Below are 19,216 nucleotides of genomic sequence, written 5' to 3'. Positions count from 1 at the left end.
GGGCTACCATGCTTGTCAGTGATTTTAAGGAACCGTCTTCATCAACAAGGTAGATTGAACGCCTTACGCCCTCCACCGCCCACAAGGACCCGCCATGACCCAGACCAACCGCCGCTTCCTGCTTGCCAAACGCCCGGTCGGCGCCGTGCGCCGTGACGACTTCAGCTTCGAGACCGTACCCGCCGAACAACCCGGCGAAGGCCAGGTACTGGTGCGCAACCTGTACCTGTCGCTGGATCCGGCCATGCGTGGCTGGATGAACGAAGGCAAGTCCTACATCCCGCCCGTGGCCCTGGGCCAGGTAATGCGTGCGCTGGGCGTCGGTGAGGTGGTTGCCTCCAATCACCCCGGTTATCAGCCCGGCGACCACGTGAGCGGCGCCCTCGGTGTGCAGGACTACTTCACCGGCGAGCCCCAGGGCCTGCACAAGATCGACCCCAAGCTGGCCCCCCTGCCCCGTTACCTGTCAGCCTTGGGCATGACCGGCATGACCGCCTACTTCGCCCTGCTTGAGGTCGGCCAACCCAAAGCTGGCGACACCGTGGTCATTTCCGGCGCGGCCGGTGCGGTGGGCAGCATTGTCGGGCAGATTGCCAAGATCAAAGGCTGCCGCGTGGTCGGCATTGCCGGCGGTGCCGAAAAGTGCCAGTACCTGAAGGACGAGCTGGGCTTTGATGGCGTGATCGACTACAAGGCCGAAGACGTGCTGGCCGGCCTGAAGCGCGAATGCCCCAAAGGCGTGGACGTGTACTTCGACAACGTGGGCGGCGACATCCTCGATGCCGTGCTGACGCGCATCAACTTCAAGGCACGCATCGTGATTTGCGGCGCGATCAGCCAGTACAACAACAAAGAAGCGGTGAAAGGCCCGGCCAACTACCTGTCGCTGCTGGTGAACCGCGCGCGCATGGAAGGTTTTGTGGTGATGGATTACACCAAGGACTACGGCAAGGCCGCGCAGGAAATTGCCGGCTGGTTGGCCAGTGGTCAGGTGAAGAGCAAAGAGGATGTGGTGGAAGGGCTGGAAACCTTCCCGGAGACCTTGTTGAAGCTGTTCAGCGGGGAGAATTTTGGCAAGTTGGTGTTGAAGGTTTAAACGCCCCTGCACGGCACCGATGGCCCGGCACATGCCCTTGTAATCGGGTTCACCCGCGAAAGGGCCGGGCCTGCCGGCCAATTTCCACCGGCCGCCCACCGTTGCCGCCGCCACCGTATTCGCGGGTAAACCCGCTCCTACACGGATCGGGGGCGCAGCCACATCAATGGTTCGACACAGGCATCGGTGGACCGAAAGGGCCAGGCCTGCCGGCCAATTTCCACCGGCTATCCACCGTTGCCGCCGCCACCGTGTTCGCGGTGACACACATCGGTGGCTGGGCACAGCCCGTCGTAGGAGCGGGTTCACCCGCGAAAGGGCCAGCCCTGCCGACCAATTTCCACCAACCGTCCACCGTTGCCCCCGCCCCCGTATTCGCGGGGGACACACATCGATGGCTCGGCACAGCCCGTCGTAGGAGCGGGTTCACCCGCGAAAGGGCCAGCCCTGCCGACCAATTTCCACCGGCCGTCCACCGTTGCCGCCGCCCCCGCATTCCCGGACACACACATCGAGGCTCGGCACAGCCCGTCGTAGGAGCGGGTTCACCCGCGAAAGGGCCAGCCCTGCCGGCCAATTTCCACCAGCCGTTCACCGTTGCCGCAGCTACCGTGTTCGCGGTGACACACATCGATAGCTCGACACAGCTCGTCGTAGGAGCGGGTTCACCCGCGAAAGGGCCAGGCCTGCCGACCAATTTCCACCAGCCGTCCACCGTTGCCACCGCTCCCGTATTCGCGGGAGACACACCTCGATGGCCCGGCACAGCCCGTCGTAGGAGCGGGTTCACCCGCGAAAGGGCCGGGCCTGCCGGCCAATTTCCACCGGCCGTTCACCGTTGCCGCCGCTACCGTATTCGCGGGTAAACCCGCTCCTACACACGGATCGGGGGTGCAGCCACATCAGGGGTTCGACACAGGCATCGGTGGTTCGGCACAGGCCCTTGCTGGACAGCCGCAGGTTAATTACCCACGGATCTCCGCCACGACCGCTGCCAACGCTTGCGCAGGGTCTGCAGCCTGGCTGATCGGCCGGCCGATTACCAGGTAGTCCGAACCGGCATCCAGTGCCTGACGCGGGGTGAGGATGCGGCGCTGGTCATCCTGCGCGCTGCCCGCCGGGCGAATGCCCGGGGTCACCAATTGCAGCGAGGGGTGCGCCGCCTTCAGTGCCGGGGCCTCGAGCGCCGAGCACACCAAACCGTCCATACCCGCTTTTTCCGCCAGCGCCGCCAAACGCAGCACTTGCTCCTGGGGGTCGACATCCAGGCCAATGCCGGCCAGGTCTTCACGCTCCATGCTGGTCAGCACGGTCACGCCAATCAGCAACGGCTGCGGGCCGCTGCGCTTGGCCAGTTCTTCACGGCAGGCCGCCATCATGCGCAGGCCACCGGAGCAATGCACGTTGACCATCCACACGCCCATCTCGGCGGCAGCCTTTACCGCCATGGCGGTGGTGTTGGGAATGTCGTGGAACTTGAGGTCCAGGAACACTTCGAAGCCCTTGTCACACAGGGTTTCGACAATGCCCGAAGCGCTGCTGGTGAACAGCTCCTTGCCAACCTTCACCCGGCACAGCGCAGGGTCAAGCTGGTCAGCCAGCTTCAGGGCGGCCTCACGGGTAGGGAAATCCAGGGCGACGATCAGGGGCGTCTGGCAGGCGGACATGGGCAGGGTCTCTTGGCAAGTCGAAAACGGCGCGCATTGTAAACGAAGTGGCGCAGGCTTTGGGGCCCGCAGGTCACGGAATTGGCCCAACAAGGCCTGGCACCTATAATTGAACCAACGGAACGGGCAATTGCTCAAAATTCATGTAACCGTTGCCCACGGCCCGATCTAAGGAGAACGACAATGCCCTGGTATGCCTGGCTGATACTCATCATAGCCCTCGGCTCGATTGTCGGCGGGTTGATGCTGCTGCGCGACACGGCCAAGAAACTGCCGCTGACCGAAGAACAACTGCGCAAGGTACATGAGCGTAATGCCGAAGCGGATGCCAAGGACGCGCAGGACCGCTAAAGGCCGGGCCAGGGCATCACCCCGGCCCCTGCCCGCTTACTCCACCATCACCTTGTCCCGGTTGCGCTCCAGCAACGCATTGCCTATCCCCTTTATCTCCAGCAGCTCATCCACCGAAGCAAACGGCCCATTGGCCTCGCGGTAGGCCACGATAGCCTCCGCCTTGGCCTTGCCAATGCCGTTCAGCTCCTTTTGCAGGGTGAGTGCATCCGCCGTGTTCAAGTCCAGCCTTGGCGCCTGCTGTGCCTGGGCCTGGGCCACCACTGGCACCGGTTCGGGCACAGCCATGGTGCTGGCCGGGGCGGCGCTCAGGGAGAACGATAGACTGGCGAACAGCGGCAGCAGCAGGTACGACAGAACGTTATTGCGCATGGTCAACACTCCTTGGGTTGGTCATTTTCCAGCAACCGCTTTCCTTCGGCTGCGCAACCAACCCTAGCGGGTAACCCGGCCGCACAATACCCAACTACCCCGGCGAATGGTTACCGAATCGGTCAGCAAAACGGTCAACTTCGCCCACCCATCAACCGTGGCCGTTTACGCCCCGCTCGGCCCGGCCCTGAACGCACAAGGCCCTGGCCTTGTAGCTGTAGCCAAATCCCCGTTTGTCCGATACCCGCTGCCCACCATTGCCCGGCCATTCTCCTACAACGCCCGCCGAACAAGGCCCGCCCGGTAAACCGCCCTTCCCCAGTCGGTAAGCTTCCCCCCGGCAAACTGGCACGCCATTGCCCGCCTGCTAGATTGTTGAGCAATGGAAACCGGCCTGCTTCAAGGACCCGAGCAAGAGGATCACTGCCGTGCCCCTCAAGACCCTGACTGTTTTCGGTACCCGCCCAGAAGCCATCAAGATGGCCCCGTTAGCCCTGCAACTGGCCCAGGACAGCCGCTTCGAAGCCCGCGTGTGCGTCACCGGCCAGCACCGGCAAATGCTCGACCAGGTGCTGGAGCTGTTCGGCATCAGCCCCGATTACGACTTGAACATCATGAAAGCCGGCCAGGACCTGACCGGTGTGACCACTGCCATCTTGCAAGGCATCCGACCGGTGCTGGCCGCGTTCAAGCCCGACGTGGTGCTGGTGCACGGCGACACCGCCACCACCTTTGCCACCACTCTGGCGGCTTACTACCAGCAAATCCCCATTGCCCATGTAGAGGCCGGCCTGCGCACCAACAACCTGTATTCACCCTGGCCCGAAGAAGGCAACCGGCGCCTGACCGGGGCCCTTGCCGCGCTGCACTTCGCGCCCACCGCCACCTCGCGCGACAACCTGTTGCGCGAAGGCACCGACCCGGCGCACATCTTCACCACCGGCAACACCGTGATCGACGCCTTGCTGGAGGTGGAGCAAAAGCTGCAAAGCCCCGCGCTGAAGGCCCGTTTCGCCAGCCACTTCAGCTACCTGGCAGCCGAACGCCGGCTGTTGCTGGTCACCGGCCACCGGCGCGAGAACTTTGGTGGCGGCTTCGAGCGCATCTGCCAGGCCCTGGTGCAGATTGCGCGGCAATTCCCCGAGTTGGACGTGGTGTACCCGGTCCACCTCAACCCCAACGTGCGCGAGCCGGTCAACCGGCTGTTGGGGGATGTAAGCAACATCCACCTTGTCGAACCGCTGGATTACCTGCCGTTCGTTTACCTCATGACCCGGGCCTATGTGATTCTGACCGACTCGGGTGGCATTCAAGAGGAAGCACCGGCCCTGGGCAAACCGGTGCTGGTGATGCGCGACACTACCGAGCGCCCGGAAGCCGTGGCGGCAGGTACGGTCAAGCTGGTGGGCACCGAAGTGGCATCGATTGTACGGGCGTTGAGTACCTTGCTGACCGATGAGGCGGCGTATCGCGAAATGAGCTTCGCCCATAACCCCTATGGCGATGGCAAGGCCTGCGCGCGCATACGCGAAGCCCTGGCCACCTGGACCAGCCCCCACCGCTCAATGTAGGAGCGGGTTCACCCGCGAATACGATATCCGCAGCCCCGCTAAACCCCCAGTAAAAACTGGCCAGCAGCCCCACCCCGACCTGAGCCCACCCCCGCTCGACGTAGGAGCGGGTTCACCCGCGAATACGATATCCGCAGCCCCGCTAAACCCCCAGTAAAAACTGGCCAGCAGCCCCACCCCGACCTGAGCCCACCCCCGCTCGGCGTAGGAGCGGGTTCACCCGCGAATACGGTAGCTGCAGCACCGCTGAACTCCCAGTAAAAACTGGCCAGCAGCCCCCCTTCCGCGTGTAAACCCGCCCCAACAACGGTCAACAATCACCGCGTAGATATTTGCCTTGGAATGCACATTCCGCACGTCAGACTTTCCTGAAACCCCGCCCCACCTCTTCAGCTCGGGCAACCAAGCGAACTATCCTACGCGCCAGTCAGAAGCAGCTGAATTGTCGGGGAAATGTCTCAGGGATAACGTCACCGGGTCGCCATGTTGGTGACCGGGTGTGAGAACCTGATGCGAGCTACCTGACTTGCCTGTCATGGCAGTCGTACGCGGGCAGACTTCGGTCTGGCCGAGCTTTGTAGCTCCCTCGGTTTCTCACCCCGTGTACGACTGCCGCCCTGGTCCGTGAGAAAGATCTGCGTGGCAGTTCCACCTATCAGGAGCAACTACCATGAAAAACAACAACCAATCCCCCCTCCTCACCGCAGGCATCGAAACCTTCCTCGAAGCCGGCAACCCCACCCTGGACCTGCTGCGCGTCCAACCCGGCATCCCCGTCGATGACGCCTATGAACACGTCTCCGTCCTGCTGGGCTACTGCAAGCACTTGGTACGCGAAGGTGACATGGAAGACGACCACAAGATGCTGGGCGCAGCGGATTACCTGCTGGCCACCGCAAAAGCCCTGATGAACGACATCGAGATTGCGAAAAACAGGCACCACTGAAGGGAATGACGCGAGACCAGGCGAGGCTACGCCTCGCTTGCAGTCGAAGAAATGGGCTTCATCAGGCCAGTCGTGACGAGGGCAAACCACTGCATTGGCCAAGCCCCCACACTGTGGGAGCGGGCGCGCCCGCGAACACCGGCACCGCCGGTGCCATCCACCCCATGCCTACAGGATCACAGCCCCCACCCGCCGCTCAAATCTCACTGCGCGGATAAACACTGATAAACGCCGAAATGGCAATTGCATCCCCATCATCCACCTTCACCCGCGGGCTCTGCCCCGAGCGTTTGATATCCGAGGCAAAATCAGCGGTCTTGAATGCCTGCTCAAGCTCGTCACCGCCCACCCCGGCATAAACGACCACCTGGGTACCGGTATTGTGCTTTTGCAGAGGCAGCTGCTTGATCTGAACCTGCACACCCGCCTTGGTCAGCGCAACGGCAATTTCCTTGGCAAAGCGCACGGCTTCCTTGTCATCCTTATGGATATTCAGCAACACCACCGGCGCCAGCGTCTTAGCCTTCAGCTCGCCCGCCAATGCCTTGAACGCATCATGCGCCTGCGGCGTCAGCGCTCTGGGCTTCAGGCTGGCCTCCAGCTTCAACCGCTCGGCCTTCTCGCGCTCCAGTTCGGCCCTGAGCGCATCGTTCTGCTCAATGAGTTGCTCGATCTCCAGCCTGGCCTGCACGTCCGACTCGTGGACGACAGTGACCGTCTGCGCCCCACGGGAAACGGGCACTTCGGCTTGCTGGTTTTTTACATCCGAGGTCATATGGGCAATGATCATCGCACTGGCGGCGATCAGCGCTGCGATTACCGCAGTGGCAGAGGCTATGGCATGGATAAGGCTGGCTGCGTCTGCTGAAATATCAGGCATAAACAACTTCTTGAAGTTAGGGATGTTCATCGTTTCACGGTCAGGCAGGCGTGCCGGGCGGATGCCACGGTACGGGTACAAGTCGAGCCAGAAGGCTAGCGAGGTCTGGCAGATTGCCATAATTTTGCAGATTTTGCTGTAAATACATGGGTTTCGCGGCCAATGTCGCAGCTCCGCTTGCGCTTGGACTTACGCTTTCTAAAGCTACCTCCGCCTTCGGAAGGCACCGCTACCCCTCAATTATCGCTGCAAAAATCTGCGGGTCCGGTGCATTTTTGGGTGGCAAACCTTACAGTCAGTGACTGACCATCGAAACCCTACGCCTTGACTGCATAGTGTGAACCCATTCACTTCCAAAACTGTCCGTCCAGCGTAAGCTGTGAAGCAATGTCGGAAACAAAAATCTGTAGGCTCAAGACTTCCCAAAACGATATCAATATGCCACCATCCATCTACGCCATTCGTCTCGAATGCGGCTAAAGGATTAGAACTTTCGATTGCATTTGCAGCGTCTTGCTTGACGCTTACGCCCTCTCGCGCTTACCCTTCCGCCCCTTAGAACAGGGAAGTGTCCGGAAGATCCGTCTGAAATCGCCTCAGGGCGAACCTTTCCTGAAGATGAATTCCGGCGTGCCTAGGCGCGCTGCATTGCTTTGCGGTCGCCATCTTGAAAGCTCGTTCGTCTCTGCAGATCCAGAAATCGGTCATCTTCGCCCTCGTGCTTCGCGAGGCACGGTCTCGTGTTGGCGATAGTCGCCTGGGAGCCTTGTGGCTGCTGCTCGAACCAGTATGCCACCTGCTTATCTTCTCCATCCTGTTTGCGATGCTCCGCGCCCGCACTGTCGCTGACGTCGAATACCCTGTATTCGTTTTAGTTGGTATGGCTCCGTTTTTGCTTTACCGAAATACGGCATTGCGCTTGATGGATAGTCTGCGCGAAAACCGTTCGCTATTCGGATACAAACAAATTAAACCGCTTGACACTTATGTCGCGCGAGTGATAGTTGAAACATGCATTAGTGCAACTGTCTACGCCATTTTGGTATTTGGCTTTGCCTGGTTCGGCTTTAACATGTCCGTACACAGCCCCCTAGAATGGATAACGACACTCGCCCTAGGGCTTTTCTTCGCGTTTGGCTTGGGCATGTTTTTCGCGATGATCACACATGCACTCCCAAGCATTAAAATAATTATCAGAATGGCATTCTTCCCGCTGTATTTTATCTCAGGCGTGTTAATTCCACCGGCCTACCTACCACCAGCGATGATGCCTGCACTTTTACTAAACCCATTTCTGCACCTGCTGGAGCTTATTCGAGCGGAAGTTCTGCCGAATTATATTCCGGTTGACGGCGTTTCCGAAGCTTATGTTGTCACAGTCACAGTAGTACTAATGTTCCTGTCGCTTGGCGCCTATCGCGCTCGCAGGATGCACCTCATTTCCACTAAGAACGGTTGAGTACGGGTCAAACGTGTTCGAGCTTAGAAACGTAACCAAGTCTTACCTGACACCCAATGGGCGCAGATACGTATTTCGTAATCTTTCGCTAGCCATTCCACCAGGTAAAAACATTGGTCTAATCGGCCGAAATGGGGCAGGCAAATCAACACTAATGCGCCTACTCGGCGGGGCTGATGTACCAGACTCTGGAAGCATTGTGACCGACCGAAGTATTTCTTGGCCTGTAGGCTTGACTGGCGGATTTCAAGGCAGCATGACCGGTCGTGACAATATAAAGTTTGTGTGTCGCATTTACGGCGCCGAGGGCGAGTCAATGCGTGAAAAAATTCGCTTTGTACAGGAGTTTGCAGAGATTGGCGACTGGATCGACGAGCCAATCAAAACGTACTCATCCGGCATGCGCTCCAGAGTCGCATTCGGGCTCAGCATGGCTTTCGATTTTGACTATTATTTGATCGATGAAGTCATGTCGGTCGGCGACGCACAGTTCAAACGAAAATGCGCCGAAGTATTCGAAGATAGATTAAAGAAATCCAACGTTGTCTTGGTCTCGCACTCGATGCCGGAAATCAAGAAATTATGCGATATCGTACTATTGGTTCGCGGCGGGGGAATCCACGTTTACGACGATGTCGATGAAGGCATCCAAGCCTATAACAGCTGACCAACCCTTTACTTAACTTTGCAACACCGCTACATATCAAGGATGCATCCAACTATGAGCAGTTCGGGCAACAAGAAAGGCTGGGGACTGGCGATCGCCATGGTAGTCCTGCCCATGGTCCTAGCGGCCGTTTATTACAGCGTTTTCGCCGTAGACCGCTATGTGAGCACCGCCCAAGTGGTAGTGCGCCAAGATGGCAACAACCAAGGTGCTCAGGTTCCTGGCTTAGCCACCCTGCTTACCGGCACTAATCCCGCCTCGCGAGAAGAAACCCTCTATTTGCGCGAGTACATCACTTCCATGGATATGATGCTACTCCTAGAGCAAGAAGTTCAATGGGTTGAAGCCTACGCAGCCCAGAGAAGCGATATATTCTTTTGGCTTGACAGCGATGCTCCTCGCGAGGACCTGCTAAAGTACTACCAACGCCTAGTATCTGCGCACTACGACGAAACAACTGGGTTGCTCCGGGTTGAAGTTCAGGCCTTCACTCCAGAGCTTTCGGAGAAGATGTTGCGTACTATTCTTCAAGCAAGCGAACACTTTGTAAACGAAGTGAGCCACAATATTGCTCGCGAGCAAATGAAGTTCGCGCAAGGCGAACTGGAAACTGCTCGAGTAAATTACACAAAACGAAAAACGCAACTACTTAATTTCCAGAACGATAACAAGGTTCTCGACGGAGGCAACACTGCCCAAAATCGTGCCACTATTATCGCTGAGTTGGAGAGCCAGTACACTAAAGAGCAAGCAGTGCTCACCGAAATGACCTTCAAGCTTCGCGGTGACGCTCCGCAGGTGCGACAGCAGAAGCAAAAAGTAGAAGCGATTACCCAGCAGCTCGTTAAAGAGAAGCGTCTACTTGTATCTTCTCCGCAAGGCTCGCAGTTGAACGTAGTAGCATCGCGCTTTCAACAACTGACGCTAGACGCCGGGATTGCAGAAGAGACCTACAAAAGTGCTGTAGCTGCGCTGGACAACGCCCGGATCGAAGCGAGTAAAAAAATTCGGACACTCGTTACTGTAGTGAGCCCAAACACCCCTCAATTGGCACTGTATCCCGAACGCCTGTACAACCTGGCAACCATCTTGCTCGGTCTACTGATGCTATACGGTATTACCCGCTTCATCCTGGCTTCCATCGAGGATCATCGTGATTAAACTTCAGCCTGTGTCCAAGATATTTAACCTGAAACTGGCGGCACTGGCCTTGGCGACCGTTGGTCTTGCCGGTTGCGGCGGTGCCATATCGGGGGCCGGCCCATACAAAGGTGAAATCGAAAGCAAAAATGAGGCGTACAATCTCGTCGACATTAATGCAAATACGATTTCCCCTTATATGCGCGGTGTTGAGCCTCCTCCTCTGGCAACAGTTAGCAAGCCTGTTTCACCAGAGGTTCGCCTAATGCCTGGAGATACTCTGAACGTATTGATTGCCGATACGGCTCCGGAGGGATCCGCCCTGTTTGCTCCTCTCGCGAGCGGTGGAACCCAGTTGAAATCGCGAATTGACACTCAAGGTATGCTCTCCCTGCCATATGTAGGCCGGCAGTTCGTCGGAGGGATGACGCTCAACCAGGTTGAGGACATGATTCGACGCCAATTGAAAGGCATAACTACAGATGTCCAGACACATGTAGAGCTTGTTGGTGACCTATCTGGCTCTGTATTGGTGGCAGGCGCAGTAAAAAGCCCAGGACGTTTCAGCACCCTGCAGGGTCCGTTGACTTTGCTAGATGCAATCAACCAAGCTGGCGGCCCTGTTATCGAACCACACTTGGTCAACGTCACTGTGCGTACCGGAAGCCAAGTTCAGCAGTTCAACTACGAGGACGTGCTTGCTGGCAACAACATGGTTTTGCGACCAAATTCTGAAGTAGTGCTCGACAGAGCTCGTCAGCGCTTCGTAGCCATGGGGGCTGTCACTGAACCTGGACTGAAGGATTTGCCCAGCCAGCATACAACCCTGCTGGATGCACTGGGAAGTGTTGGCGGCCTGCGAGAAGCCAATGCAAACCCTGAGGGTGTTTTCGTCTTCCGCATGGCAAGCGGTGCAAGCAAGCCAACTGTCTTACGGTTGAACATGCGCGATCCGGCCGCCATTTTCTATGCCCGCCAGGTTATGATCAAACCAGACGATACGATCTACGTAACCAACGCTGCAGTTTATGAGTGGCAAAAAGTTATTTCGCCTATAGTTCAAACGATGATTCTTGGGCGCTCCGTTGGTGCGTACCAGTAAAAATTAATATTATTTCCGGCAGCCCAGCTGCCGGATTGCAAATTTGCTGACCGCTCCAGTAAGGGATGCATGGACCCCGCGATGAATGGAATCTACATACTAGTTGACCCGTTCAACCGAAAAGACAGTGGTGTCACCACATATACCCGCTATGCATCCGAGCAGTTAGCAATCCTTGGATTGACAGTCAAGGTCATCGAAAAGGGACTGGAAGAGACACTCGAGGCTTTTCGCCTTCGTGTGCGCGATGAAGTAGAGCAAACTCCCAACATCTTGTGCGTCGAGGCACCGGAGTCCCTTAGCAGCACGCGCTTTGTTGCTAATAATATTCCGCTACACATCAGACTTCATTGTTCCAGGAGTTTGGGCGCAGTTGTTCAAGGCTTACCATTTAGCAAAGAGGAAGTCCATTTCGAGAAAATCGAGATTGAACGCTCGAATTTCTTAAGCTCTCCGTCCTGGGCGTCATTTATTGCCAGCAAAGAGCTATTTGGATTCAAGAAAACTCCAAACGTTTTCCCAAATCCTGCCGCCTCGAATGCTAAACCACAGTTAGCGCAAAAAAAATATGACGTTACGTTCGTTGGGCGCTACCAGAAGCTCAAAGGCACTTCCACTCTGGAGCAACTTGCCAGCAATCTTCCCGACCTAAAATTCGCCATCGTATGCCCGCCAATCGATGCGGCTCCAGCAGCCAACAATATGGCTTTTTTAGATGGCACCTCTATGGACAAGGATGAAATTTACGCGCTCTCAAACGTAGTAATTATTCCAAGCCTGTTCGAAACATCGTCAATGGTCGCCATCGAAGCGCTAACACGCGGGTGTCACGTAGTACTTTGGCAACACCTTGGGGTGGTCGAGTACTTTTCCAACTTGGCAGAGCTTATCCCTGTCAAGCCCGGTGACATCCAGAAGTTTTCGGACAAAATCTCGAAAACCTACAAATTACCTAGGACAGTTGAGAACTTTGGCCTTACCGCTCAAATAAACCTAGCGTTCAGAAATGGTCTCACAGAGACACTCAAAGGGGGAAAGAAGGTTTCTCTGACCACCAGGCCCGAAAAGCGCATTGAAAAACATCTAAAAACCTTGGTCAAAAGCCAACTAAAAAATATCATGAAGAAAAAACAGTCCCCCTTTGTAAAAAAAACTAAAAAGCTATTTCTGCATCCTATCGATTTTTTTCGCGACTCCACAGAAGCGAAGTACATCAGGAGGAAACTTCAGGAGCGTCGATTGAAGCAATTGACGCACCTAAAGATTGAGTTCAAAGATCACCCAATAATCGCAGAAAAACCTGCGGCTCCCGTTACCGTCATAGTGAAATCCCCTACAGTGAAAGCCATAGTGGACAACGCCCAACCGAAGCAAAAAAAGGCAATTTTGGAAAATTACATCACTTCAATTAGCGATGAAGGTCGTATTGAGTTTAAAGTACGCCCCGCCAAACCCAAGGGATATGGGACAGCTTTTCTTCACCAAAGCGATGTCGACCCCGAGCTGGTTCTATCCATTCTCGATAAGCTGAACACGTATGATGATTTCATGTATGTGAATACGGAGAGAATGCAGCTGGGTACCTTTGACATCTCAGAAGATCAGTCGCCACTTTCCATAATCAACAGGATTGACGCAAAAAACAAAGGCAACCTGGCAGAAATCAATTTTTTGATTATGCTAAACGCCCCTGCCAACCTGTGCTACGCCCTGAGATACTCAGGAACTGACCAGAGAATCATTCTGATCAAAACTGAGGAAGATTTGGTAGTTAATCCTGAGGCAGTGGATGTTGTTATCACTCTCTTCCCCGAGGAAGAAGCCACTAGCCTGAGTCGTTTAATCACTCTAGAAGCGATTGACGACATCCCTGTAGCCATCCGACGAGCCCTGCAGGAAGGTTTCCCTCGTAAGAAAGACATGCTACTGCCAGTCCTTATGAACGAAGAGGCGAAATTCGATAGATCGGAGTTTTTCAATTTTGATCATCGCTACTACCAAGGTGTAATGAAAATACGCCCGGTTGATCATGCCGCATCAACCAATATGATCGAGATTTATGAAGACCTTGCTAAGTCGACAGTTGGCTTTGCATTACTGGAATCGGTTTATATGAGGTATCGCTCACAATGCGAGGCCGTCGAACAAGGTGGTTCGCCTCTCAACCTCATTAAAGCCTGCTTGAAAGATGGAGTGATGATTGATGTCCAGGAAGTATAAGATAGTCCATATCTCTCAGACTCCGCTGGTGGCTGCCCCCGCGAAAGTCGCGCTCGCCCAGCGTCTGATTGGTCATGACTCCATCGCCATTGCGCTGAACGATTACCCCAACAACGGCCCACTCTTTCAAAAATTTATTGAAGATTACATCGTTGAAACCGAGTTCACCAAGCCACTGATTGATGCTGCTATTCGCGAAGCGGATATTATTCAAATTCACAACGATCTACCCCCCGCTTGGGCTGAGCGCCTGATTCACGCCAACCAAGCAGCAAAATACTTTTACCAAGTCCACTCTCCCCTGAGAGAAGGGCCGCTTTATGTGCCACGCCAGAATGATATCAATCTACCATTCCTGGCCAATTTTGTAGTGGGACAATTCCAGCCCAGGATCCATAACAATCATATTTTTGTCCCAAACATCATTCACGACACGCCCATGGCGAGCATCAGGCAAAAAGGTGAGAAGCTTCGAGTTATCTTCAGCCCAACTCACTTAAGGCCTGGCCGCTGGAACAACAAGTATGTGGCAGAGCTTGAAACAGCGATGAACTCGCTTGTTAGCCTCGGCAAGATCGAAGCTGTGGTACCTGACAAACCTGTTTCTCCAAAAGTTTTGATGGCAGTACGAAAGACGTGCCACGTTACTATTGATGAGATTGCCACTGGCGGATTCCACCAGGTATCAATTGAAGGTCTAGCAGCTGGCAACGTCACAATTAACAGGGCGGACTACTTCAGTAAGGCAGTATTTTCGACATTCGCCGACGGCAACAAGCCTCCATTTTTCTATGCCACAGGTGAGTCGATCGCTGACACGCTTCATGAATTAGCGAATGACTGGAAGAAGACCGCTGAACTTCAAGAAGCAAGCCTGGACTACTTCAAGTCCTACTTGACCCCAGAAAAAATGGCTAGGGTGTTCGATAACGCTTATGAAAATTTTTAAATCTATTTCGTCTCTGAAAAATCGCGAGAAAGGCAAACGTGCCTTTATCTTGGCAAATGGCCCTTCTATTCTTTCAGAAGACCTTTCTCTTCTGAAAGGAGAAGTGACCATTGGCATGAATGCCTCCACCATGCTGGAAGAGCAGCATGGTTTCACCACTGACTATTATGTGCTCTCGGACAAGCGCTTCTTGACGCACCCCGAGAAAAGCCATTTCGGCACTACCGACCTCGACCCCAAGACGATTCGAATCCTTCGCGAAGAGCTTCGTGAAGTTGATGATAGAACACTTCCGAACAAGAGCTACTACGTCCCAGCTCTCCAGCGGGACGGTTTTTCAAGAGATATTCGCGCCGGCTATTTCTTTGGCTGCACGACGACTATGCTTGCCATTCAGTTCGCCTACTATCTCGGCATCAAAGACATTTATCTACTCGGCTGCGACCTCAAGTACTCGGCTGAGTCGCCCCGTTTTTACAAAGAAAGCAACCCGCAACTGGAAGATAGCTTCACCAGTATTCAGATCTGGAATATTGCAAACGCTAATGCCATCATGAACAAAGAGGGGAAACGCATAGTCAACTGCAGCAAAGCGTCTTTCTTGCGCCCCTATCTAGATTACGAGGAATTCTCTTCACTGTTCGGGAAACGGGTGGTAGCCGCATGAAGTTCATGGAGAATAAGAACGAAGCTTCGCTGGCGCTAAGAAGACTATACCAACTTAAAGCCAACACAAGAATCGACCAAGCTCAATTTGAATCTTTAATGGAGAAAACTTCATACTTTGGATTCGTCGACATTGAGATTGATGATATCTTATTCTCCATGTTCAGCAACAATGATGACTTCGTTGCTCGCACTTATTTCTGGCATGGAAAAAATGCGTACGAATCCACAAGCCTTAGGCTTTGGACTACGCTCGCCAAGTTGTCGTCACATGTCATCGACATTGGCTCCTACACCGGCGTCTACTCCCTAGCTGCAGCGAAAAGCAACCCTAAGTCTAAAGTCTTTGCTATAGAGGCTTTAGACCGGGTTTACTCCCGCCTGCTCGCCAATAAGCGTGCCAATGGGGCATCCAACCTCAAGTGCTTCAATATAGCCATTACGGATGGCAGTCCAGAAGTAGAGCTATTCATTTACTCTGGTGAAGACATTCTCGTTTCTGGCTCGACTACAGTTTCAGAAGTAACTGATCGCTCACCAGTAGAAAGCCGTATTGTCCGGGCCACCAGCCTTGATAAATTTGTGCAGGATCAAAACATCCCCAGAATCGAGCTTCTGAAAATTGATGCGGAGGGTGCTGAGCACCTTATCCTTAGCAGCGCGCAGAACATTATCGGAGCATCTAAGCCTGATATTATATGCGAGCTACTACCCACATCTCTAACTGAAACGATTCATGCCTCACTGAAGCCACATGGCTACAGATATTATAGAATATCGGAGTCATCTCTAATCCTGACTGAAACTCAGACTCCTCCAGCGTCGATTGAGCCACCAGACTTCAATATTCTGATGACCACCATGAGCGCATCGGAATTAGAGCAGGCACTTCCATTTTTGACTTTCGAACACCTAGATTAACGGGCGACCCTAAACATGATCCAAATTTCTCAACATATCAAATGCTCTAACGACAGCCCATTTGTCCTCTTCGGAGGCATCAACGTATTGGAGTCCGAAGACCTCGCCCTGACTGCTTGCGCTGAATATGTACGTGTCACAGAAAAGCTTGGCATTCCATATGTTTTCAAAGCCAGCTTTGACAAGGCTAACCGGTCCTCCATCCATTCCTATCGCGGGCCAGGCATGGAAGAAGGCCTGCGAATTTTCGAGAAGGTAAAATCTGAGTTCGGCGTACCTATCATTACTGACGTTCACGAGATTTATCAAGCTGCTCCTGTTGCAGAAGTTGTAGACATCCTTCAACTCCCAGCGTTCTTGGCTCGCCAGACCGACTTGGTCCTCGCTTTGGCCAAGACAGGGAAGCCGGTGAACATCAAGAAGCCTCAGTTCTTGAGCCCGTCACAAATGCAGAACATCGTGCATAAGTTCAAAGAAGCAGGCAACGATCAATTAATTCTTTGCGATCGTGGTTCGTGCATGGGCTACGACAACTTGGTAGTCGACATGCTTGGGTTCGGTGTGATGAAGCGCACCTGTGACAATCTGCCAATCATTTTTGACGTCACCCACGCACTCCAGAACCGCGACCCATCTGGTGCCGCATCGGGTGGTCGCCGCGACCAAGTAGTAGACCTTGCACGCGCGGGCATGGGCGTCGGTCTTGCGGGACTTTTCCTTGAGGCCCATCCCAACCCAGACCAAGCCAAATGTGACGGACCAAGCGCCCTGCCGCTAGATAAGCTGGAACCATTCCTGATGCAGATTAAAGCACTTGATGATCTGGTTAAATCATTCCCACCCCTGCAAATCTCGTAAGCAGATCTTAGGTAGCAAGGATTGTGAACATGCCAAGCTCTGAACAACGGATCGCGATCGTTATCCCAGCCCGATTCGGCTCAACACGCTTGCCAGGTAAACCGCTGGCCGATATTGCAGGAAAGCCAATGGTACAGCACGTTTACGAGCGTGCTCTTCAGGTTGCTAACGCAAATGATGTAGTCATCGCTACCGACGATGAACGTGTCGCAGAAGCGGTACGCGCATTCGGCGGAAAATACGTTATGACTTCACCGGATCACCCTTCTGGTACTGATCGACTAGCAGAAGTGATGCGTGAGGTTGATGCAGATATCTACATTAATCTCCAGGGGGATGAACCGCTAGTACGTCCGGCTGATATTGAGTCCCTAGCCGCAGGCATGCTTGCCGACGCTGGAGTGAGCGTTGGAACGCTTTGTCACCCGATCGACGAACAGGAGGCTAGAAACCCCAACACCGTGAAGGTTGTGCTTGCCACTAACGGTAACGCATTGTATTTCAGTCGCTCGCCAATCCCTTACCCGCGAGACAAAGAAGCGACTTCTTATTTGAAGCACGTTGGTGTCTATGCGTATAGGCGTGATGTAGTTGCGCAGTATTCTACACTACCCCAACCAATGATGGAGCATGCTGAGAAGCTTGAGCAACTTCGTCTAATGGCTGCTGGATATTGCATTCGAGCCTATATAGTCGAACCGACAGGACCTGGCGTAGATACGCCAGAGTGCTTAGAACACGTCAGAGCTATCATCACCGGCCAACAACCTACACCCAAACCGACTCTCAAAGATATCCGTTTAGTCATCACCGACGTTGATGGTGTTCTAACTGATGGTGGCATCTACTATGATGCTACGGGAGAATGCATTAAACGCTTCCATGTGCGTGACGGACTGGGAATGCGCATGCTAGAAGAGAACGGTGTACGAGTTGCAGTGCTGTCGGGTCGTGACTCTGCTACCTTACGAAAACGCGTGTCTGACTTAGGTATCAGTCTGTGCCAATTTGGGGTTAAAGATAAGCACAGTGCCTGCATGCAATTGATGGATGAAGCAGGTGTAACATCTGCGCAAACAGCATGCATTGGTGATGACAGTATTGACCTACCAGCCTTCTCAGCTTGCGGCATTTCTTTCGCTGTAGCGGATGCCCCTATTTACGTGAAGGCAGCAGCGACTCAAACGCTACTGGCCAGCGGGGGAACAGGGGCTTTCCGTGAGGTGGCCGATGCCATTCTATGCGCCCAAGATAAAGAAAGTGTGCTCAGCACAGCATTAGGTTATGCCAAGGTAATGAGCGCTATGGCTCAATAACAAGGCGCATGAGGGAGAGTAATTCTACTTTCCCCATGCTTTTCAAAGGAAGCCAATACTAGAGTTGGCCTAGCTTACAGCACGCCCTTTTGCCCAGAAATCAATAATGTCGAATAGCCGGTGTTTATTGATAGTGGTCTCGCTATGCCCACCGCCAGTGAACTCTCGACTGTAGCAAATTTTTAAATCTGTAAGCGATCCAATGAGCTTGTTAACAGCCGCCACATCTGCGGGATAATCGCCATGCTCAATATGTATCTTTGGCTTAACGTCAAAACGATAAACAAAGTCATTTAAATCAACCCAAGTATCTCCAATCGCCCGAATTTGCCTCTCCCAGTTTTGCAAGGAGTGACGACGGGTACTTGCATAATCAATTTGGGGATTTATGGAGACTACACCTGCAACACCAAGCGTAAACCCAAAATAAAGCGCAGCATATCCGCCCATAGAAGAGCCGATCATATATACATCGGACGCTTTAAGCCCGCGCGACTCTAGCTGCTCATTAATAAACTTAATATGCCTAATATACATAGAGGACGTACTATCCCCCAGGTAGTAATGCTGCGAGTCATCCTTGAAAATCATGTATAGATCTTCGCAGCCTCCCGCATGACGCTCAAAAAACCATGACCAACGCTCATACTTACCGGGATTCATGCTCGAAAACGAAATTACTGCTCGTTTGGGATTAGCCCCAGACATCACCAAAGCTTCAACACCATTCCGCTGAATTTCATATTTCAAAATATCAACTTTGGATAATTCCGCCTGCTTTATATTCGTATTATTTGGCGATTCAACGGCGTTCATCATGTCTCATCTCTATACAGATCAACTTAAAACAGCATTATTGAAAGCGGATCTCAGCATCCTTAATGCAACCACCACTTCACTCCACTCGAATATAGATCATTATTCGAGCGTGGAAAAGCAGGGAGTGAGAAATGAGCGTGGAGGAGTGCCGACAAAGCCAGCATTTCCGGAGGGGTGGGGGGGGGAAGGGGAAATGCCCAGGCAGCGCACCAGAGC

The 19,216-nt window shown here is 53.8% G+C and carries 18 protein-coding genes; 14 read left to right on the top strand and 4 right to left on the bottom strand.

The window, feature by feature from the left end; genetic code table 11:
* The first annotated feature begins 94 nt into the window (after positions 1-94).
* Positions 95-1,096, top strand: a complete 1,002-nt coding sequence (locus C4Q27_RS19035; protein ID WP_014591984.1) for an NADP-dependent oxidoreductase — start codon at positions 95-97, stop codon at positions 1,094-1,096.
* 965 nt (positions 1,097-2,061) lie between these two features.
* On the opposite strand, the gene pyrF is transcribed toward C4Q27_RS19035, so the two are convergent.
* Positions 2,062-2,763, bottom strand: coding sequence for an orotidine-5'-phosphate decarboxylase (gene pyrF / locus C4Q27_RS19025; protein ID WP_010952851.1), 702 nt, complete (start codon positions 2,761-2,763; stop codon positions 2,062-2,064).
* Positions 2,764-2,946: 183 nt separating this feature from the next.
* Between pyrF and C4Q27_RS19020 the strand changes: the two genes are divergently transcribed.
* Positions 2,947-3,114, top strand: coding sequence for a DUF2897 family protein (locus C4Q27_RS19020; protein ID WP_010952850.1), 168 nt, complete (start codon positions 2,947-2,949; stop codon positions 3,112-3,114).
* A gap of 36 nt (positions 3,115-3,150) precedes the next feature.
* Here the strand turns inward: C4Q27_RS19020 and C4Q27_RS19015 are convergent, their stop codons facing one another.
* Positions 3,151-3,486 carry a helix-hairpin-helix domain-containing protein gene (locus C4Q27_RS19015; RefSeq protein ID WP_020193049.1) on the bottom strand — a complete coding sequence of 112 codons (336 nt, stop codon included), beginning with the start codon at positions 3,484-3,486 and terminating at the stop codon, positions 3,151-3,153.
* 428 nt (positions 3,487-3,914) lie between these two features.
* Between C4Q27_RS19015 and wecB the strand changes: the two genes are divergently transcribed.
* Both wecB and C4Q27_RS19000 read left to right on the top strand, forming a co-directional pair.
* A complete protein-coding gene (wecB, locus tag C4Q27_RS19010) occupies positions 3,915-5,057 on the top strand; it encodes a non-hydrolyzing UDP-N-acetylglucosamine 2-epimerase (RefSeq protein WP_064491736.1) in 1,143 nt (380 codons plus the stop codon).
* A gap of 670 nt (positions 5,058-5,727) precedes the next feature.
* Positions 5,728-6,003, top strand: coding sequence for a DUF3077 domain-containing protein (locus C4Q27_RS19000; protein WP_020193848.1), 276 nt, complete (start codon positions 5,728-5,730; stop codon positions 6,001-6,003).
* 196 nt (positions 6,004-6,199) lie between these two features.
* Here C4Q27_RS19000 and C4Q27_RS18995 read toward each other — a convergent pair whose 3' ends face one another.
* Entirely contained in the window at positions 6,200-7,003 is an 804-nt protein-coding gene (locus C4Q27_RS18995; protein WP_104887191.1) for a hypothetical protein, read from the bottom strand.
* A gap of 547 nt (positions 7,004-7,550) precedes the next feature.
* Between C4Q27_RS18995 and C4Q27_RS18990 the strand changes: the two genes are divergently transcribed.
* The 10 genes from C4Q27_RS18990 (at position 7,551) to kdsB (ending at position 18,181) form a co-directional block, all read left to right on the top strand.
* A complete protein-coding gene (locus C4Q27_RS18990; RefSeq protein WP_104887190.1) occupies positions 7,551-8,342 on the top strand; it encodes an ABC transporter permease in 792 nt (263 codons plus the stop codon).
* A gap of 13 nt (positions 8,343-8,355) precedes the next feature.
* A complete protein-coding gene (locus C4Q27_RS18985; RefSeq protein ID WP_070384196.1) occupies positions 8,356-9,009 on the top strand; it encodes an ABC transporter ATP-binding protein in 654 nt (217 codons plus the stop codon).
* A 54-nt stretch (positions 9,010-9,063) separates the two neighbouring features.
* Positions 9,064-10,170: an ABC transporter permease gene (locus C4Q27_RS18980; protein WP_104887189.1), complete on the top strand. Its 1,107-nt coding sequence runs from the start codon at positions 9,064-9,066 to the stop codon at positions 10,168-10,170.
* Positions 10,163-11,251: a polysaccharide biosynthesis/export family protein gene (locus C4Q27_RS18975; protein ID WP_177410011.1), complete on the top strand. Its 1,089-nt coding sequence runs from the start codon at positions 10,163-10,165 to the stop codon at positions 11,249-11,251. The genes C4Q27_RS18980 and C4Q27_RS18975 overlap by 8 nt, the downstream gene beginning before the upstream one ends.
* 81 nt (positions 11,252-11,332) lie before the next feature.
* Positions 11,333-13,471, top strand: a complete 2,139-nt coding sequence (locus C4Q27_RS18970) for a glycosyltransferase (protein WP_158666134.1) — start codon at positions 11,333-11,335, stop codon at positions 13,469-13,471.
* Positions 13,455-14,420: a hypothetical protein gene (locus C4Q27_RS18965; protein ID WP_104887187.1), complete on the top strand. Its 966-nt coding sequence runs from the start codon at positions 13,455-13,457 to the stop codon at positions 14,418-14,420. Before C4Q27_RS18970 ends, C4Q27_RS18965 begins: the two co-directional genes overlap by 17 nt.
* The gene (locus tag C4Q27_RS18960; RefSeq protein WP_104887186.1) at positions 14,407-15,087 is read left to right on the top strand and encodes a 6-hydroxymethylpterin diphosphokinase MptE-like protein; all 681 of its coding nucleotides are present in this window, start codon (positions 14,407-14,409) and stop codon (positions 15,085-15,087) included. The genes C4Q27_RS18965 and C4Q27_RS18960 overlap by 14 nt, the downstream gene beginning before the upstream one ends.
* A complete protein-coding gene (locus C4Q27_RS18955) occupies positions 15,084-16,007 on the top strand; it encodes an FkbM family methyltransferase (protein ID WP_104887185.1) in 924 nt (307 codons plus the stop codon). The genes C4Q27_RS18960 and C4Q27_RS18955 overlap by 4 nt, the downstream gene beginning before the upstream one ends.
* 15 nt (positions 16,008-16,022) lie before the next feature.
* Positions 16,023-16,865, top strand: coding sequence for a 3-deoxy-8-phosphooctulonate synthase (gene kdsA / locus C4Q27_RS18950; protein ID WP_070384202.1), 843 nt, complete (start codon positions 16,023-16,025; stop codon positions 16,863-16,865).
* A gap of 29 nt (positions 16,866-16,894) precedes the next feature.
* Positions 16,895-18,181 (top strand): 3-deoxy-manno-octulosonate cytidylyltransferase, encoded by a 1,287-nt coding sequence (gene kdsB / locus C4Q27_RS18945; RefSeq protein WP_104887184.1) that lies wholly within the window; start codon positions 16,895-16,897, stop codon positions 18,179-18,181.
* Positions 18,182-18,250: 69 nt separating this feature from the next.
* On the opposite strand, the gene C4Q27_RS18940 is transcribed toward kdsB, so the two are convergent.
* Positions 18,251-19,000: an alpha/beta fold hydrolase gene (locus C4Q27_RS18940; RefSeq protein ID WP_104887183.1), complete on the bottom strand. Its 750-nt coding sequence runs from the start codon at positions 18,998-19,000 to the stop codon at positions 18,251-18,253.
* Between the last annotated feature and the right edge of the window lie 216 nt (positions 19,001-19,216).

Origin of the sequence: Pseudomonas sp. SWI36 (assembly GCF_002948105.1) — a bacterium.
GTDB classification, from domain to species: domain Bacteria; phylum Pseudomonadota; class Gammaproteobacteria; order Pseudomonadales; family Pseudomonadaceae; genus Aquipseudomonas; species Aquipseudomonas alloputida.
This window is presented reverse-complemented; position numbering and strand designations above follow the sequence as displayed.

Bases quoted from the DNA above. Each gene is read 5' to 3' on its own strand.
- C4Q27_RS18955 (WP_104887185.1), top strand. From the start codon at position 15,084: ATGAAGTTCATGGAGAATAAGAACGAAGCTTCGCTGGCGCTAAGAAGA.
- C4Q27_RS18960 (WP_104887186.1), top strand. From the start codon at position 14,407: ATGAAAATTTTTAAATCTATTTCGTCTCTGAAAAATCGCGAGAAAGGC.
- C4Q27_RS18940 (WP_104887183.1), bottom strand. From the start codon at position 19,000: ATGATGAACGCCGTTGAATCGCCAAATAATACGAATATAAAGCAGGCG.
- C4Q27_RS19015 (WP_020193049.1), bottom strand. From the start codon at position 3,486: ATGCGCAATAACGTTCTGTCGTACCTGCTGCTGCCGCTGTTCGCCAGT.
- C4Q27_RS18995 (WP_104887191.1), bottom strand. From the start codon at position 7,003: ATGGCAATCTGCCAGACCTCGCTAGCCTTCTGGCTCGACTTGTACCCG.
- C4Q27_RS18965 (WP_104887187.1), top strand. From the start codon at position 13,455: ATGTCCAGGAAGTATAAGATAGTCCATATCTCTCAGACTCCGCTGGTG.
- kdsB (WP_104887184.1), top strand. From the start codon at position 16,895: ATGCCAAGCTCTGAACAACGGATCGCGATCGTTATCCCAGCCCGATTC.
- kdsA (WP_070384202.1), top strand. From the start codon at position 16,023: ATGATCCAAATTTCTCAACATATCAAATGCTCTAACGACAGCCCATTT.
- C4Q27_RS19020 (WP_010952850.1), top strand. From the start codon at position 2,947: ATGCCCTGGTATGCCTGGCTGATACTCATCATAGCCCTCGGCTCGATT.
- C4Q27_RS18980 (WP_104887189.1), top strand. From the start codon at position 9,064: ATGAGCAGTTCGGGCAACAAGAAAGGCTGGGGACTGGCGATCGCCATG.
- C4Q27_RS19035 (WP_014591984.1), top strand. From the start codon at position 95: ATGACCCAGACCAACCGCCGCTTCCTGCTTGCCAAACGCCCGGTCGGC.
- C4Q27_RS19000 (WP_020193848.1), top strand. From the start codon at position 5,728: ATGAAAAACAACAACCAATCCCCCCTCCTCACCGCAGGCATCGAAACC.
- pyrF (WP_010952851.1), bottom strand. From the start codon at position 2,763: ATGTCCGCCTGCCAGACGCCCCTGATCGTCGCCCTGGATTTCCCTACC.
- C4Q27_RS18970 (WP_158666134.1), top strand. From the start codon at position 11,333: ATGAATGGAATCTACATACTAGTTGACCCGTTCAACCGAAAAGACAGT.